Consider the following 15,403-nt stretch of genomic DNA (forward strand, 5'->3'; position numbering starts at 1 on the left):
CTAAACCTTCTCCCCCATCGCATGATTGCCTTCTTCCACAAAATCGATATGCCCCGGGGACATCGAAGCGATCCGCGCTAACGAATGGACGCGAACGCCCATCTCCTCCAGCAAGCCGCGGCCCTCCTGAAAGCTCTTCTCGATAACGCAGCCGACGCCCGCAAGCTCCGCGCCGGATTCCTTCACGATGTTCACGAGCCCCACAAGCGCCGCACCCGTTGCGAGAAAATCATCTACGATGAGCACTTTGTCGTCCGGACCCAAATACTTCTGCGAAATGCTGATCTGGTACGTCTCCTGCCGGGTAAACGAATGCACGGGCGCCGAATACACCTGCTCGGAGAGGGTCACCGCTTTTTTCTTCTTCGCGTACACGAACGGAACGCCAAGCGCGATTCCCGCCGCCATCGCAAACTGAATGCCGCTCGCTTCGACCGTAAGTACTTTCGTAATCGGTCTATCGGCGAAAATCCGCGCGAATTCCTTGCCGATCGCAAGCGCCAGCTGCGTATCCACCTGATGATTCAGAAACGAATCGACCTTCAGCACCGTATCGGACAAAATCAATCCCTCTTGACGTATGCGCTCTTGCAGTAATTTCATGTTGCCTACCCGCTCCTTGTCTGAAATTAGAAAAGTCCAATCATCGCAAAAAAGAGACAAACTCCTTGAGCCGTCGTTCTCTCAAGTGTAGCTTGTCCCTTCGGAATGCCATATCCCTTATGGTGCACGAAAAGTGCACGCACCCTTAATTTCCCGGATGCGTCCGCTCTCACTCATAGTCGGACAATTGCAATGGTCGTCCGGTAGAAACTTAGGGGCCATATTCCCTTAGATATATGAGCTGATTTTGTTTTTACGCGATAAATACACTCTTCGTATAGTACACACTCTTCCCTGCCGTTTCAAGAGGGAAATAATAACCCTTGTCTATTTCTTTTGATCCTCTAGGATGTTCTTGATTTTTCGCAGGTCTTTATTGTTTGCTCTCCGCATCATGAGCGACATAAACGGAGCAAACAACTTCGAGAACCCGGACGGATTCCCTTTATTTCGCAAAGTCATACGGGTTGAATTGCCGTGGGCCGTTTCCCAGGTATACGTTGTTTCCATCGGAAAAGGTCCGTCAGCCGTTCGCATGACTAGCAAACGGCCCGGTTCGTATTCCGCGATTTGATAGACGTAGGCAAGCTCTTTTCCTAGAAATTGCGCTTTAAATGCGATTCTGGAACCTGTCGCCAGCGGTTTTGGCGTTTGCCATTCCGCAAACTTAATATTTTCATACCATTCAGGCGCATTATCCGGGTTCGCTGCATAATCTGCGACTTTATCGCATGGACGATGAATGACGATTTCCGTTCGTACGTCTACCATACTCGCTCTCCTTGCCTATGATCGTTACTTCGACTTTTTGCCTGATTTCTTGGCCGGCAGCTTCTCCGGCAAAGTCTCCGCCCATGACATCGACTTGGCGATCCAATCGCTTATCTTATCCGGGTCTTGCCGCCACTCTTCGGGTACCGCAACATACTCTTTCATCGGTTTCCCCGGCATCGGCGAAAATTCCTTTCCTCCCAGCTGAAGCAGTTGCTGCCGAAGCTCTTCCGGCAAGCGGACGAATATTTCCTGTCCATACAAGCCCGTAAACATATTGCCATGAATAAAACCGGCCAAAGAACCGAACATCGGTTTGATCGTAATACGCGGATCGAGCGGCACAGCAGCTCTGAACAAAGTTTTGGATTCATCATCGGGACGTGGCATTGACATGGAAAAAACCTCCTATATTAATCGCTTCATTGCGCATGAATGCTTGGACTCAAGCTCAGAATATCTCATGATTAATGAATGTGCAAGCATTATTTAAGTTGACACTTAATTAAGTGTATGCTAAATTTATCGCATGATCGATAAAGCCATTCACGCATTAGCGGAGCCGAGGCGCAGAGATATTTTATATCTCGTTCGCGATGGGGAACTGACCTCCAGCGCCATTGCATCGCATTTTGACATTTCGGCGCCGGCCGTCTCGCAGCATCTGAAGGTTCTTGAAGAATCCGGGCTCGTCGTTGTCCGGCGGGCAGGTACCAAACGATTTTACGGCATTAGGAGGGAAGGTTTCGCTGAATTGAAGCAGTATATCGAGAGCTTCTGGGATGACAGCTTGATGCGCCTGAAAGCAGCCGCGGAAGAAGAAGAAAGGAGAAAACATGAATCCAATCGGCAGCAGTGACATGATTACAAAAGAAATTTTTATCGAATGCAGTCCCGAGACGTTGTGCTCATTCTTTACCGATCCGGACAAATTGGTTCGCTGGATGGGCCGCCACGTCTTGCTAGAGCCTAGCATCGGCGGCAAATACCGAATCGACGTCAACGGCAGCGACATCGCGACGGGCGAATACAATGAAATTGTCCCGAACGAGAAGATCGTCATGTCCTGGGGCTGGGTCAAATCGAAGCTTGTCCCTCCGGGGTCAAGCACCGTGGAGTTCAGACTGACGCCGAAAGACAGCGGCACCCTATTGACGTTGACTCATTACGGATTGCCCGCTACGGAAATCGCGTCTCACCAGCAAGGCTGGACGCATTACATGGCTCGCCTGCACATGTTGGCGTAAGGTCAAGACCCGGGCATCGATCCTTGGTCCGAACAAGCCATGCATTAACAAGCTCCTTGCTTGATGCAAACGTGAAGAAGCAGCCCTGTCAGGCTGCTTCTTCTTTATGTACGCTTATGAAGCCGGTAACGTCAATACAAACTCCGTCCCTTTCCCGAGCTCGCTTTTGATATCGATTTTCCCATGCATCTTCTTAATGACGTTAAATGACACCATCGTCCCAAGGCCGGTGCCTTTTTCCTTCGTCGAATAATACGGCGTCCCGAGCCGCTTGATCTGATCCTGGGTCATGCCCGCTCCGGAGTCGCGGATGATCATAACGACGCCTTCCTGGTGCTTGTCCGCCCGAAGCTTCAGCACACCCCCGCCGGGCATTGCTTCGATCGAATTTTTGCATATATTGATTAACGCCTGTCGGAATTTATATCGGTCACCGATCGTGTAGAGAGCGCCTTCGTTAGAGGTATCCACAAAAATTTCAATGTTATTGTAGCTGGCGTACGTCGACAGCACGTTAGACAAATACATCATTTCATCCTGCACATTAATCTTCTCGACATGTTCCGGGTCGGGCTTGGCGAGCGACAGGTAGTCCGCAATAATGAACTCCGCGCGATCCAGCTCCTCGAAGCATAGCTTCTTATACGCTTCTTTCTTCTCCTGAGATAAATTCGCCGTCCCGAACAAGTGAATGAAGCCTCGAACCGTTGTCAGCGGATTGCGGATTTCATGCGCCACGGACGCCGCAATGTCGCCGACGATTTTCATCTTCTCGCTCTTCAGGAACTCTTCCTGCATGCGGTTGTAATGCTTGAGAAATTCGATGACATAGACGGACAATCCAGCGATGAAGCCTTGCACTACGTAGGCCAACGCCGAATCGATCGGATGGCTCAGCATTTTACCGAGATCCTGTGTAACCGTCAAGTAGATTGTAAACGTGATCAGTTTAATAAGCGTGCACAGCAACATGGATACGGCGATTTTTTGCGATAAATTCATATGCTCGTATCTTCGAAGAAACAAAATCACGAGCATCATACTAGGCAGCAAGGATAGGCCATACACGGCTCCGCTGGGATACCCCATAAAGAAGCGGTAAACGAAAAGCGTTAAGTATAACAATACGCATATTGGCCATCCGCCATATAAAGAACCTACGACTAAAGGAATCGATCGAAAATCATAGTTTAGTCCGTTCAAATTGATCGGAAAAGACATCGTAGCGACTAACGCGGCCGAGAAGAGGAAATACAACAAGAAACGGTACATTGCCGCTCTGCTTTGGGCTTTATGAATATGGGGATACAGCATAAACAAAGAACCGATGATAAAAATGTTCAACAAAAAATCTTTGAAATAGCTTAGCATGCTTGCCCCCGCTACCCATATTTATGTTGCCCGAATTCATATCTCCTTGAATATAACATAAAAAAATACGGATTAATACGAGAAAGCGCGAAAAGAGCTTATGGCGAGGCTGATGAACCCGCGTTGGCCGTTTGGCGGCGGGACGGCATGGCCACAAAAAAAACCGAACGCAACGGTTCGGTTTTTGGGCGCCTGAATTTATTCGTCTTCCAACTCGACGTTATGGTACACTTGCTGAACATCGTCCAGATCATCCAGCACGTCGATCAACTTCTCGAATTGCGCTTGCACGTCTTCCGGAAGTGTAATGTAGTTCTGAGCCAGCATCGTCAGTTCGGCCACGGTAAAATCCGTAACGCCCCCTTGTCTGAGTGCGTCTTGCACAACATGGAACTGATCGGGCTCCGCGTAAACGATGACCCCGTCTTCTTCCTCGATGATATCGCGAACGTCCAATTCCGCATTCATCAAGATCTCCAGCACTTCTTCGGCTGTTTTGCCTTCGAGACCGATCACCGCCGTCTGATCGAACATATACGATACCGAACCGTTTACGCCAAGGCTGCCGCCGTTTTTGTTAAATGCGGCGCGTACCTCGGAAGCGGTACGATTCACGTTATTCGTTAATGCGTCCACGATGACCATGGAGCCGTTCGGGCCAAAGCCTTCGTAACGCAGCTCGTCGAAGTTTTCGTCCGAACCGCCTTTCGCCTTCTCCACCGCGCGATCAATGATCGCTCTCGGTACGTTGTACGTTTTGGCCCGCTCGATCACGAATTTCAAAGCCTGGTTCGATTCCGGATTCGGCTCGCCTTGCTTCGCTACGACGTAGATCTCACGGCCGAACCTCGCATATATTCGACTTGTGTTGGCATCCTTGTTCGCCTTTTTTTCTTTAATATTGTTCCATTTACGACCCATACGTCCTCGCTCGCTTTCCACAATAAATATGAATAATTATATCGCTATATGGCGGGTTTGGGCAAATCCAACGATTGAAAATTTTGTTTGAGCATTACCGAGACGGTCCGGCGGCCGTTTGCGCATAGATCGCAAACGCCCGCACATCGCGCACATTGTTGCCATATGATATCGTAGATAGATTTGCAGATTTGCAGATTTGCAGATTTGCAGATCGCAGCCACGACGAAAACGAAGTTGGTGATATATTGCGATGATTTACACAGCGCTAGGCGATTCGATTACGTACGGGCAAGAGGCCTCGTCACGGGAAAAAGCTTTTTCCCGATTGGCGTTGAACGCTTTACAGTCATACGATCGTAGCGTTAAGGGATATGTATTGGCCCGGCCGGGTTGGAGCAGCACCGACTTGCTGGATGCCGTGCGATCGCGGGGAACGCCGATGATTCGCCATGCCGTCGTTGTTTCCGTTTGGATCGGGGGCGTCGATTTGGCGAATGCCGCGCTGCAGTCGCTTCGAAACGCGCAACCCATACAAGATCAGCAGCTGGAAGCCTCCTATAAACGAAACGTGAGTGCCATTCTGGCTCAAATCCAAAAGGAGAGCAATGCCCGAATCGTGTGCTGCACGCAATACAATCCGTTCCCGGGCAGCCCGCTTGCGGCCCAGTGGATTTCACGCTTGAATCAAATGACGCAGCAGATCGCCCGGAGCCACGGTGCAGCGCTCGCTCCCGCTCATCTATGGTTTGAAGGACAACAAGCGGCTCTTATTTCCGGGTACCGCAACGGCAAGATTGAGGATGCGCTCAGCGGCTCCCCGCCCATCCATCCTAATGATCGGGGGCATCGGGTTATTGCCAAGGGTTTAACCCCTTACCTTATTCACACCAAATAAAAGGAACCTCCGCGCTGGAGGTTCCTTCCTTCTTTTTAAATCGTTAATTCCCCTTTCACTAATCCTCGAAAACGGCGTGCCGATCGTCCTTTCGGGGAAGAAGACGTTGCTTGAAACGGGGTCAACGCTCGCCTGAGACGACGATCGTCTCCAAAAAATAAAGCCAGCCTCCTGCAATGAGGTGGCTGGCTTTAACATTATTTCGCAGGCGTCGTCCGCTCTACGTCGTCATCTTCCACGATATGCGCGTCAATATCGATGATATCCGGATTGTCCGCCGCGCCGGCTCCAAAAAAGTCGTGCAGCTTGTCCTTGGCTTTGTTCTTGACGTTGCCGTCGATCGCCATCGCGGTTGCGCCGATCGCCAGCATCAAAGCCCCCAAATCGTCGACATAACCGACAACCGGCACAAAATCGGGCACGACGTCAATCGGGAGAATCAGGTAACCTAACGCTCCATAGATTTGCACCTTGGCCCGTAGGGGCGTCTTGGGGCTTTCCAGCGCATAATAAAGCAACAAACCGCTGTAAACCACCTTGAGTCCGGCATCCTTGGCGTATTTTTTTAATTTGCCCCAAAACCCTTCTTCCGTAAAAAACTTCTCGTATTTGGAGTTATCCATGCTCTGCTCTCCCTCTCATGCGCCTTCCATCCGCCTCATCCGGGCCGCTTTGTTTCGGCTAGCCCAGCTTTTGCCCGCAATTCGGACAGAAATTGGCCCCTTCGTTTTTCGTGCCGCAGTTCGGGCAGAAGTTCGGCTTTTTGCCGCCCTGCGAAGAGGAGCCCGTAGCAGGCACAGGTTGCTGATTGTCGGCTGGCTTTTGGTTCGGATTCATATTTTTCATCATTTCGTTCGCGATGTTCATCCCCATCATCATGCCGGCCATATCCGCGGCGGCGCCGCCGCCCTTCACGTTCCCGGATGCGATGCCGTCCGTCATCGCCACCTGCTGGTACTTCTGCACATTGCCGATCATTTCGTAGGAAGCCGTCTTCGTAATCTTATCCTGGATTTCCTGCGGATAGCTGAAGCTCATCACGTTGAAGCCCGTAATCGTCATGCCGTTGTCCATCACCTGCATGTCCAGGTCCTCGCGGATGCCTTGGGCGATATCGGAAGCGTTCGCCTGCAGATTGAACATGTCCTTGCCTTCCTTGCTGATCCACTTCATCAACAGCTGGTCCAGTACCGACGTAATCCGGATTTTTACGTCCTCCACCAGGTAGCTGTCCTTCATCCCGGCAATTTTATCGATGAGCGTGACGTAATCGTTCACTTTAAAATTGAACGTGCCGTTGGCACGGATCGGCATGCCGCCCGGCAATTGTGGAGTTGGGATCAACACCGGATTTTGCGTTCCCCATTTGACGGTGAACTCCTTCGTGTTGACAAACAGTACTTCCACCCGCATCCCGCTGTTGAAACCGAATTTGAAGCCTTTCAGCGTGGAGAGGAACGGGATGATCTCCGAATCGATGTTGTACTCCCCGTCGTCCTCGAAAATCCCTTCGATCTTCCCGTTATGGATAAAAATCGCGTCCTGCCCCGCGCGGATGATCAGCTTGCTTCCTTTTTTGATCTCCCGGTTGCTCCATTTCCAGAAAATCATGTCGTCCCGAAATTCTTCCCATTCCACCACGTTCGCGAATTGATTTTTGAAAAACATCATGCCTTACCCCTTTCTTCAAGTTAAAATGATCCTCGGCTGCCGCTGTGCGAATGGCCACCGCCGGTAACGCCTCCGCCTCCGCCGCCGCTTCGGTTGTTCCTTTCGATTTTCCGTTTCGTCGTTGTTGTCCGAAGGTACAGGTCCCGGTGGTCCAGAACCCCCGACGTGCTTGCATCCTCATAGGTATGTGATGATACCGTAACGCGGCCGCCCGAATTATAAGCCATGATGCCAACGGCAACCGCACCAATGACGAGCGACACCACAAGCTGGAACCAAATATTGAATAAAATGTTGTCCGGGTTCACCCCCGGGCGGTAGCCCATATATTTGTAAGCTTTTTCGATATACGTTTGGAAGGCAAGCTCGTATTCGCCGTCCGTTAAATACGGGCTGATTGTGTCGCGTATTTTATTCAGCCTTTCGTCGTCGAGGTAGTCCTCCCCTTTGTAAAAGCCGGCCAAATACAGCTCCCGGTTTCGCATATCCAGCGTCAAAATGACAGCATTGCCGTGCGCCTTGTCATACCCGGGCCCATGCTCGTCATAAAAGTCCTCCGTCATTTTCTTGACGTCGGCATTCCCCGCATTGCTCGTCGTATACACAATGAAGTCCGTTTCTCGTTTGGCGCCGTATTCGCCGGCCATCTCGTTCAGCCGATCGGACTCTGCCTGATTGAGCAGGCCCGCTTCGTCGTAAATCAGCTTCTTCGCCTGAACGGCCGCTTCGCCCGCCGCGGTTCCCATCGAAACGGCCAGCCCGATGGCAATGAAGAGCAGGAGCGCCGCAATCGCTTTAAGCCTTGTCACCAAAATCCTCCCCCCATCATCCAAGAGATCAGCTTCAGCGACAAAAGGGAGACGCCCGATATGCCGGCGAACCATGCAGCCACCTTCGCCTTGCTGATCGGAGGCTTGCCGACCACCTTGCCTGTCTGGCCGTTCATCGCAAACGTATGCTCCAGCCTATTGTAGTCATAGTGTACCATCCATACCGGCAGCAGCACATATTCCGCGCGTTTCAAATCGGTATCGATCTGCCGGTCGATGAAATTCACGGTCGTATACCCTGCCGTCGTGGATCGGATATAAGCATCGATATAGCTGCTTATTTTATCTTTGGCCCGCGGAAAAAGCTCTTTTTCGTCGTAGCTATATTTTTCCGCGATGTAGCCGGCGAGGTAGGGAGTTTTGAAGCTTTTTAACCGATCGTAAGGAAAAGGCTCCAGCTTATCCATCAGCACGTCGTTCATTTTCGCCGCGGCATCGATCGGCACCCTCACATAGTTGACGCGTAGCTTCCGGTAGACATCGAAATGCTGCGTTTCCGTAACCTGATAGTCGCCTTGCGTATACGTCCTCACCTTCGTGGCTGGCCCCTGGGCCTCGATGTGATTATCCAGATCATAGAGCCAGAAAGGCACGTAAATGCCGGTGATGCTCTTGACCCGATCCGCGGTCATGAACCCGCTTGGCGTCAGGCGGCCGTTCCTGCACCATTTCTTGAACGCGCTCATCGCCTCTTCCTTGCTGATCGCAAAAGGAATGACCTTCGCCGGAGCCAGCTTCCCCGTCAGCCGGTCGCCCAAAACGACGGCGGATCCGCAAAAACTGCACGTTGTAGCCGTCGTCTCCGCCTCGGCCATAATGACGGCTCCGCAGCTCGTGCAATGATACTCATGGCCTTCGTCCTCCGCAAACGTATTGTGCGCCAAAGGATCGGGAGCCGTCTCGATATTCTCGCTTCTGCCGCAGCTGTGGCAGGACAACGTGCCCGCGGCGCTGTCAAACACCATGCCGCTGCCGCAATTCGGGCATTTGTATTCGATTACCTGCATGCACTCACCTCAATGACGACGCCGTTATGGTTTATTGTTCATTCGTTCTTTCATGGCCCGAAGTTCTTCTTCCGGGCTCGGGTTTGCGCTCGGGGTCGGGCCGGAGCCGGGGCTCCCGCCGTTGCTCTTCTCAAACTGCGCGAACAGGTCGTCGAAGTCGTCCTTAGCTCCGGCTCTCAGCTCGGCAACGGCCATCACCTCGTCATAGGCCTTGTTCACCTTCTCCTCCAGCGTATCCAGCGCGGAATCGCCCGAAGCCGAACCGAGCGCATTGAGGCGTTGCTGCGCCTTGGCCGCGGCCATCTTCCCTTTCAAGCCGGCCAGCCTTTCCTCCAGCCGTCCCAGATCCGCCGTCAGCTTATCCTGCATGCGCTGCATGCCCTCGACGCTTCCGCGAGCCGTATCGTAAGCAGCTTGCAGCTGATCCAGCTTCTCCGTTTGCGCGGCCTTTCGCTCCAGAAACTTCAGCGCATCCGCTTCCTTACCCGCCTGCACGGACTTCTCGGCATAATTTTGCAGCTTGGCGATCTCGGCTTTGCATTCATCGAGCGCCCGCTTCGCTCTTCGCTCCTCCGCCAGCACCGAAGCCGTCTCCGCCTTCACCTTACCCAAATCGCCGCTCGCATTCCGCATATACTCGTTAATCGTCTTCTCCGGGTCTTCCGCCTTATCCAACAAGGCATTTACGTTGCTCGCCATAATATCCTTGAACCTCGATAAAATACCCAAGCGGCACTCCTCCTCCGACAAGATTTCGCGTTATCTATATGATACATTATATTCGGGAAAAAGGTTTCATTTGCCACAAGATTGAGGAATGCCAGACGTAAGGAAAACGAGGAATGACGGCAAAAAGCCGACCGGGAGAATCCGATCGACTTTTCGCATATTCATCGTTCAAGAATTATAATAACGATCCTCCGTCACAACATTCCCCGAAGCATCCAAGCTTTGGACCTTATTATCGCCCGTTTGCCTTGGCAGAGCGGCGAACCAATAGGTGTAGCCGTCTTTATCGAGGACTATAAAGGCAGAATGCCGCTCTCCGCCGCTGTCGGAGACAATCACATCGGAAATCCCGGGATCAACGATCACGCCGAAATACATGGTGACATCTTCTCCGAATCGAAATCGGGTTGTCGTCAGCTTCGTCGTGGTTCCAGTCTTGATCTCGTCGAACGGTACGGAATAGGTGCCTGACGTCGTCTGCTTCCAAGACGCGGCTTTGTCGTCCCATAGGAACAAGTCGGCCTCCAGGATGGGCAGCTTGAAGCCCGGAACGCCCACAAGCCGCTTTGAGAACACCAGCGTCGCGTCTTCCCGGATGCTCTTCCGGTACAACACTTCCTTGTACTCTTCTTTCCCCGAGTTTGAATCGACAAAACTTTTCCATTCGCTATCCGTAAGTGTTTTTGAGGACGCCGCCGGTGATGGTGCCGTTCCCGATGCCGAAGACGTTGCCGCGGCCGGATCGGCCATAAAGCCGAAAGCGCCCTGTTCCTTTACCATCCATAGGATCCCCATCGCGCAGATTACTCCCATAGCCCCAAGCAGCAGTCGGCGCAACCCGAATTTTCCACGATCCAACAACCCGGCCTCCTTCTGGATTTTTGCCGCCAATTCATATGTAAACGTGCTTTCCTTGAACGGGTCCTGGCGCAGCGACGCATACCAATCCGGATCAGATGATTTCATCGACATCGCTCTCCTCCTTCATTAAGCTCGATAACTTCTTCCGTGCCGCGAATAATCTCGATTTCACCGTTCCCGCGGGAATCTTCAGCAGCAAGGCGATTTCCTCGACGGGCAGTTGATAGTGCGCATGCAGCGTAAGCACCTCCCGGTGTTTCGCCGGCAGCAGAAGCACCCTCCTCCACACCTCGCTTGCCGCCTCCCGTTCCAAATAAGCATCCTCCGCCGAATGGCCGTGCTCCTTGGGAATGATCGCATCCACAAGGGAGACTTTGCGGAAAAACGCCGTGTTGCGATAGTTGTAGCTGATATTGCGGGTGATTCGGAGCAGCCAGGTTAGCACCGAAGACTCCCCCCGGAACGTTGCGACATGACGGTATACCTGGAGAAACACATCCTGCGTGACGTCGTCCGCCATGCTTCGGTTTTTCGTTATGCAATAGGCGTAGTTCCATACCTTCTGCCCGTATTTCCCCATAATGTCCTCAAGTGTGTGCCGGTCCATGCTGCGCAAATGTTTTAAATACTCGTCCCCCAACCTTCTCACCTCGATATATAGACAAAACACGGATGGCTTAGGTTCACCTCCGATGGACGCCTCCCTTCCGGCAACCTATCAGGTTGATAAACACCTTAGCAGTTAGTAGTATATACAATAATAGAATCATAGCAGAAATAAGAGGAGAAGATGCCATGACTGCCCAACAACAAGCGGCTACGCAATCGATGATTGACTGGCTGGCGAATGAACGCGAGCTTGGCCACAAACCTAGCAAAATTGAAATCGCAGGGGAATTTGATTTGCACGGCATGCATTACTACATATTCAAATACAAAAAAACAATGTTCGGAAAATGGCTTCTCGGCGTATGCGGCGGCTATGAAACGCCGTCCGACGCGGAGCATTGCGGCCACGTCTTCAGCGAGATGCAGCTCTATGATCCGGCTACCGCGCAGAAAGAAGCAATCGCCATGGTCGAAATGATCCGCGAATATTGGATGAAGCAGGCGGCAGCTTTGGAAGCGGCCCAATCGGAAAATGACGATCATGAGCCTAGCGGCGACTCATCCGACTCGTCCGATTCATCCGGCATCTTTAACGGGTTCGTTCTGTTGAACTCCTCGGCGTGCGATCTTGATCAGGTGAAGGCCAACCTTCTGCAGGATTGGAACATTTCCTGTTCGCAGGCAGACGAAGAAAGCGAGCATCCCAAGGAAGAAAAGGACGGAATTCTCGTCTTTGACGCAGACGGCTTCACCGTAGCCATCAGCTTTATCGACGCTCCCGTGCCGGATGGCGAGGCCGAATATTACGCGCAGGGCAACTACCTCTGGAAGGAAGCCGCGGAGGTTGCCAAAACCCATGTGGCCCAAATGATCGTGGCCGTATTAACCCGCTCCGGTTCCCCGCTGGACAGCGGAAGGCTGTATGCCAAAGCGGCGGCAAGCTGCTTGAAGCTGCCGAATGCGATCGGGTTTTATTCGTCCGGCACCGTATTCCAGCCTGAGCTCTTTGTAGAAATGGCTGAACTGATGAAGTCCGATGAAGACACCTTTCCTTTATTGAATCTGGTTCACTTCGGCCTTGTCGGGACGGAAACGGGAATAAGCGGCTATACGGCCGGGCTGAACCGGTTCGGCAAGGACGAAATCGAAGTGTTGGACAGCCAGGTAACCCCCGCCGAGCTGCGAGACTTCCTGATCGACATTTCCGGCTATGTCGTGGAGTATAATGTCACGTTAAAGGATGGAGAAACGATCGGCTTCACGGCGGAACAGAAGCTGCCGATCACTCGTTCCGAGGGCGTGTATGTCAAGGGAGATAGTTTGAAAATCAAATTTTAAGATTAAAAAGAGCAGCGAAGCGATGTGCTTCCTGCTCTTTTTCCGCTTAACGGTCCCGGTTAATCATGTAATGCAACACAAGCCTCAGAAAACCGGCACGGCGCGGCATCTCCTTGAGCGCCTCCATGGCGCGGCAGTAGTGATCCCACATCGCTTTTTTGGCGCCTTCACGCCCGAGAATAGTCACAAAAGTCGAAGTGCCGTTTTCGGCATCTTGGCCGACGGGTTTCCCGAGCAAGCGGTCATCCCCCTCGAAATCGAGCAAATCATCCTTGATCTGAAAAGCGATGCCCGCATGATAAGCGAATGATTTCAAAATCGCGATTTCCTGCTCATTCACCTGCGCAAGAATGGCGGGCATGACCAAAGCGGCCTCAAACGCCAGTCCGGTTTTGTAAAAGCAAATCGCATTCAATTGCTCCAGTGTCAAAGCTTTTCCTTTGGAGCTTAAGTCCATCGCCTGTCCGACACATAGATCTTCCGCTTTCTGAGCCGAATATCGGATCAGGGCGAGCACCGTTTTCGGATCGAATGGGTCGAGGGACGCTTGTTCCTGCGTCGCCCGCTGAATGAGCAGCAGGCCGGTTAATTCCGCCGTGGCGCTATCGTGCATCCGGTGCAGCGTAGGGCGTCCTCTGCGGGTAGACGCATTATCCTGGGACGGCAAATCGTCGAAAATGAGAGATGCCGTATGCATATACTCGAGCGATCTCAATAAAGGAATGATGGCCGGCGCCTGCAGTCCATATTCTTGCACGCCCATAACCCAGGTCAAGATCGGGCGCAGACGTTTCCCGCCACCGGCGAGACTGTAATTGGCCGCATCGATCAGCGTCTCTTTCATCGGCGGAATGCCGGCGGGCTTGACGATTTGCAAGGTGTTGTTGATCTGCTCGCGAGCCGTTTGAATCGCCTCGAAAAACTCCTCCTTTACCTTCCGTTCGTTTTTCAGCATGACGATCAATTGGTCCCGAAGCAGCTTGTCGAAAAAATCGACGTCGTCCGCTTTATGAACCATATGCTGAACCAGCCGGTTGAACGCCGGGTTTCCGGAAGCGAAAATTTCCATTATGCCGTTATACTTTTCCGTGCCGATGCGCGCTTTGCAACGTTTCAGACCGTTGATGGCGCGATCCAAAATGACCTCGCGGGCTTTGGCGTCGGAATGATACACGTTATGGATTAGGTGGTAAATAACCGCCCAATATAATTCAAAAGGATTGATCAAATCCGGGCGCCGATCGCGGTAGGTTAAATAATAGGTGTAAGGCGTTACCGCGCCGTCTCTCATATCGTCGAACATATCGGCGAAATCGTCGGCCAATTGGTTGTAGATGCCATAATAGAAGGTACGGCTCTCGAAGCCTTCGTCCATCGGAGCATGAAGGACGGAACGGGCGATCAAGCGGGAGGAAGCGGATTTTAAAACGATCGGAATATACAGCTCTTCGTTCGTATAGGATGCGTCGGACAGAACCTTGGCGCGGTCCAGTTCCTGCGAGTGAAAAAATACGTAGGCCTGCTCGAAAAACAGGTGCCTTGTCTCGGGCCGCTGATAACGATTAATATATTCAAAAGCTTCCTTCAGCTCCGCGTGCACGTACCCAATGAAATCCTGCTTGGTTCCGGCCCACTCGCCCAATTTCGGCACCGATCCCGTGAGAAGCGCGGTACGTATCATCCGGGAGAATTGCGCCTTCTCCCCGGCGGTTAACACCTGCGCGTCCAGAAGATCGTCAATAAACGGATACGTCAGACCGTAGGAATAACCGAGCCGGATCGCTTCATCTAATATCTTGGCACGTTCCGCGGGTGATCGTTCCTCGCCCATCTCTTCGATCGCATGCAGGACGACGCCTAAAATTATTTTAATCAGCTTGCGCTGGGCATGCTCGGCATTCATTTCTTCCGGAATATGGGCCGATACGGCCTTCAGCTTGTCGATTACCCAGATGACGGCGGTCTCGACGCCTTCCTTCTGAGCCCACCGATACAGCTCCGCCAAACTGATGAACTCCGGCTGTTCTCCCTTGTTTCCCCCGTCGGAACGAGTCAAGTGATGTTTAATGTCGGCGGCTACACGCTGAATTCTGGCCTGCGTATCCGGCGAATCCATGGCTTTGCCGAGATCCCTCATGTACATATAGGAAACGCTTCGATCCAGGTAATCGTCCAATTTGCCTGTTTGCGTCAGCCATTGGATGTATCGGCGGTCATCCCTTGCGTTAGGTATTCTTTTTCCCCATGATAAAAAGGATAACCATGAACGGCGATGAATATGGTTTCGTTCCCACAGCTGAAAGTCCTCGGTCAGGGTAGGCACATACGTCTTTGCCGTCACTTGCTCATAGAGCGATGCAAAATAGCGGGCGGCCTTCTGCTCGGATAGCCGATAACGAATATCGGGATTTACGATGAGTTGCTCCATCATAGGTGTATAACCTCAACTTCTTTGTTGGAATGACAGCATGCATGATCGGGGAAACGTTTCTCCGCAAGCTGTAACGGATTTGCCAAGTCCACTTCTTGGTTATAATACGAAAAAAG

General features: G+C 52.1%; 17 protein-coding genes and 1 riboswitch. Of the genes, 4 read left to right on the forward strand and 13 right to left on the reverse strand.

The genetic code is table 11. The features are described from left to right. The 3 genes from AC0LWM_RS06480 to AC0LWM_RS06490 form a co-directional block, all read right to left on the reverse strand. The gene (locus AC0LWM_RS06480) at positions 1-603 is read right to left on the reverse strand and encodes a xanthine phosphoribosyltransferase (protein ID WP_474674093.1); all 603 of its coding nucleotides are present in this window, start codon (positions 601-603) and stop codon (positions 1-3) included. Positions 604-759: 156 nt separating this feature from the next. After that, positions 760-863: riboswitch (purine riboswitch) on the reverse strand. A gap of 67 nt (positions 864-930) precedes the next feature. After that, a complete protein-coding gene (locus AC0LWM_RS06485) occupies positions 931-1,374 on the reverse strand; it encodes an SRPBCC family protein (protein ID WP_474674094.1) in 444 nt (147 codons plus the stop codon). A 24-nt stretch (positions 1,375-1,398) separates the two neighbouring features. Beyond that, entirely contained in the window at positions 1,399-1,770 is a 372-nt protein-coding gene (locus tag AC0LWM_RS06490) for a TfoX/Sxy family protein (RefSeq protein WP_474674095.1), read from the reverse strand. 133 nt (positions 1,771-1,903) lie between these two features. On the opposite strand from AC0LWM_RS06490, the gene AC0LWM_RS06495 reads away from it, so the two are divergent. Continuing rightward, positions 1,904-2,233 (forward strand): ArsR/SmtB family transcription factor, encoded by a 330-nt coding sequence (locus AC0LWM_RS06495; protein ID WP_474674096.1) that lies wholly within the window; start codon positions 1,904-1,906, stop codon positions 2,231-2,233. Beyond that, the gene (locus AC0LWM_RS06500) at positions 2,211-2,621 is read left to right on the forward strand and encodes an SRPBCC family protein (protein ID WP_474674097.1); all 411 of its coding nucleotides are present in this window, start codon (positions 2,211-2,213) and stop codon (positions 2,619-2,621) included. Before AC0LWM_RS06495 ends, AC0LWM_RS06500 begins: the two co-directional genes overlap by 23 nt. A gap of 114 nt (positions 2,622-2,735) precedes the next feature. Here the strand turns inward: AC0LWM_RS06500 and AC0LWM_RS06505 are convergent, their stop codons facing one another. Together AC0LWM_RS06505 and AC0LWM_RS06510 are read right to left on the reverse strand one after the other, a co-directional pair. Continuing rightward, on the reverse strand, positions 2,736-3,992 hold the full coding sequence (locus tag AC0LWM_RS06505; protein ID WP_474674098.1) for an ATP-binding protein: 1,257 nt from the start codon (positions 3,990-3,992) through the stop codon (positions 2,736-2,738). Between the two features lie 198 nt (positions 3,993-4,190). Then, positions 4,191-4,913, reverse strand: coding sequence for a YebC/PmpR family DNA-binding transcriptional regulator (locus AC0LWM_RS06510; RefSeq protein ID WP_474674099.1), 723 nt, complete (start codon positions 4,911-4,913; stop codon positions 4,191-4,193). A 253-nt stretch (positions 4,914-5,166) separates the two neighbouring features. Between AC0LWM_RS06510 and AC0LWM_RS06515 the strand changes: the two genes are divergently transcribed. Further along, a complete protein-coding gene (locus AC0LWM_RS06515; RefSeq protein ID WP_474674100.1) occupies positions 5,167-5,811 on the forward strand; it encodes an SGNH/GDSL hydrolase family protein in 645 nt (214 codons plus the stop codon). Positions 5,812-6,008: 197 nt separating this feature from the next. On the opposite strand, the gene AC0LWM_RS06520 is transcribed toward AC0LWM_RS06515, so the two are convergent. The 7 genes from AC0LWM_RS06520 to AC0LWM_RS06550 all read right to left on the reverse strand — a co-directional run bounded on the left by AC0LWM_RS06520 (position 6,009) and on the right by AC0LWM_RS06550 (position 11,558). Next, positions 6,009-6,434, reverse strand: a complete 426-nt coding sequence (locus AC0LWM_RS06520; RefSeq protein WP_474674101.1) for a YkvA family protein — start codon at positions 6,432-6,434, stop codon at positions 6,009-6,011. 58 nt (positions 6,435-6,492) lie between these two features. Beyond that, complete coding sequence (locus tag AC0LWM_RS06525) at positions 6,493-7,482, reverse strand: SPFH domain-containing protein (protein ID WP_474674102.1); 990 nt, start codon at positions 7,480-7,482, stop codon at positions 6,493-6,495. A gap of 20 nt (positions 7,483-7,502) precedes the next feature. Then, positions 7,503-8,291, reverse strand: a complete 789-nt coding sequence (locus AC0LWM_RS06530) for a TPM domain-containing protein (RefSeq protein ID WP_474674103.1) — start codon at positions 8,289-8,291, stop codon at positions 7,503-7,505. Continuing rightward, positions 8,288-9,319: a TFIIB-type zinc ribbon-containing protein gene (locus AC0LWM_RS06535; RefSeq protein WP_474674104.1), complete on the reverse strand. Its 1,032-nt coding sequence runs from the start codon at positions 9,317-9,319 to the stop codon at positions 8,288-8,290. The genes AC0LWM_RS06530 and AC0LWM_RS06535 overlap by 4 nt, the downstream gene beginning before the upstream one ends. 24 nt (positions 9,320-9,343) lie before the next feature. Further along, positions 9,344-10,048, reverse strand: a complete 705-nt coding sequence (locus AC0LWM_RS06540; protein WP_474674105.1) for a PspA/IM30 family protein — start codon at positions 10,046-10,048, stop codon at positions 9,344-9,346. Positions 10,049-10,216: 168 nt separating this feature from the next. After that, positions 10,217-11,014 (reverse strand): hypothetical protein, encoded by a 798-nt coding sequence (locus tag AC0LWM_RS06545; protein ID WP_474674106.1) that lies wholly within the window; start codon positions 11,012-11,014, stop codon positions 10,217-10,219. Next, complete coding sequence (locus tag AC0LWM_RS06550) at positions 11,001-11,558, reverse strand: RNA polymerase sigma factor (RefSeq protein WP_474674216.1); 558 nt, start codon at positions 11,556-11,558, stop codon at positions 11,001-11,003. Before AC0LWM_RS06550 ends, AC0LWM_RS06545 begins: the two co-directional genes overlap by 14 nt. Positions 11,559-11,704: 146 nt before the next feature. Between AC0LWM_RS06550 and AC0LWM_RS06555 the strand changes: the two genes are divergently transcribed. After that, positions 11,705-12,856 carry a DUF4261 domain-containing protein gene (locus AC0LWM_RS06555; protein WP_474674107.1) on the forward strand — a complete coding sequence of 384 codons (1,152 nt, stop codon included), beginning with the start codon at positions 11,705-11,707 and terminating at the stop codon, positions 12,854-12,856. A 46-nt stretch (positions 12,857-12,902) separates the two neighbouring features. Here the strand turns inward: AC0LWM_RS06555 and AC0LWM_RS06560 are convergent, their stop codons facing one another. Beyond that, on the reverse strand, positions 12,903-15,287 hold the full coding sequence (locus tag AC0LWM_RS06560) for a polyprenyl synthetase family protein (RefSeq protein WP_474674108.1): 2,385 nt from the start codon (positions 15,285-15,287) through the stop codon (positions 12,903-12,905). Positions 15,288-15,403 lie beyond the last annotated feature (116 nt).

The organism is Paenibacillus sp. sgz302148 (assembly GCF_056120465.1).

Excerpts from the sequence above, each read along its gene's own strand:
- AC0LWM_RS06560 (WP_474674108.1), bottom strand. The coding sequence starts at position 15,287 with ATGATGGAGCAACTCATCGTAAATCCCGATATTCGTTATCGGCTATCC.
- AC0LWM_RS06535 (WP_474674104.1), bottom strand. The coding sequence starts at position 9,319 with ATGCAGGTAATCGAATACAAATGCCCGAATTGCGGCAGCGGCATGGTG.
- AC0LWM_RS06525 (WP_474674102.1), bottom strand. The coding sequence starts at position 7,482 with ATGATGTTTTTCAAAAATCAATTCGCGAACGTGGTGGAATGGGAAGAA.
- AC0LWM_RS06515 (WP_474674100.1), top strand. The coding sequence starts at position 5,167 with ATGATTTACACAGCGCTAGGCGATTCGATTACGTACGGGCAAGAGGCC.
- AC0LWM_RS06500 (WP_474674097.1), top strand. The coding sequence starts at position 2,211 with ATGAATCCAATCGGCAGCAGTGACATGATTACAAAAGAAATTTTTATC.
- AC0LWM_RS06555 (WP_474674107.1), top strand. The coding sequence starts at position 11,705 with ATGACTGCCCAACAACAAGCGGCTACGCAATCGATGATTGACTGGCTG.
- AC0LWM_RS06485 (WP_474674094.1), bottom strand. The coding sequence starts at position 1,374 with ATGGTAGACGTACGAACGGAAATCGTCATTCATCGTCCATGCGATAAA.
- AC0LWM_RS06490 (WP_474674095.1), bottom strand. The coding sequence starts at position 1,770 with ATGTCAATGCCACGTCCCGATGATGAATCCAAAACTTTGTTCAGAGCT.
- AC0LWM_RS06545 (WP_474674106.1), bottom strand. The coding sequence starts at position 11,014 with ATGAAATCATCTGATCCGGATTGGTATGCGTCGCTGCGCCAGGACCCG.
- AC0LWM_RS06520 (WP_474674101.1), bottom strand. The coding sequence starts at position 6,434 with ATGGATAACTCCAAATACGAGAAGTTTTTTACGGAAGAAGGGTTTTGG.
- AC0LWM_RS06505 (WP_474674098.1), bottom strand. The coding sequence starts at position 3,992 with ATGCTAAGCTATTTCAAAGATTTTTTGTTGAACATTTTTATCATCGGT.
- AC0LWM_RS06495 (WP_474674096.1), top strand. The coding sequence starts at position 1,904 with ATGATCGATAAAGCCATTCACGCATTAGCGGAGCCGAGGCGCAGAGAT.
- AC0LWM_RS06480 (WP_474674093.1), bottom strand. The coding sequence starts at position 603 with ATGAAATTACTGCAAGAGCGCATACGTCAAGAGGGATTGATTTTGTCC.
- AC0LWM_RS06510 (WP_474674099.1), bottom strand. The coding sequence starts at position 4,913 with ATGGGTCGTAAATGGAACAATATTAAAGAAAAAAAGGCGAACAAGGAT.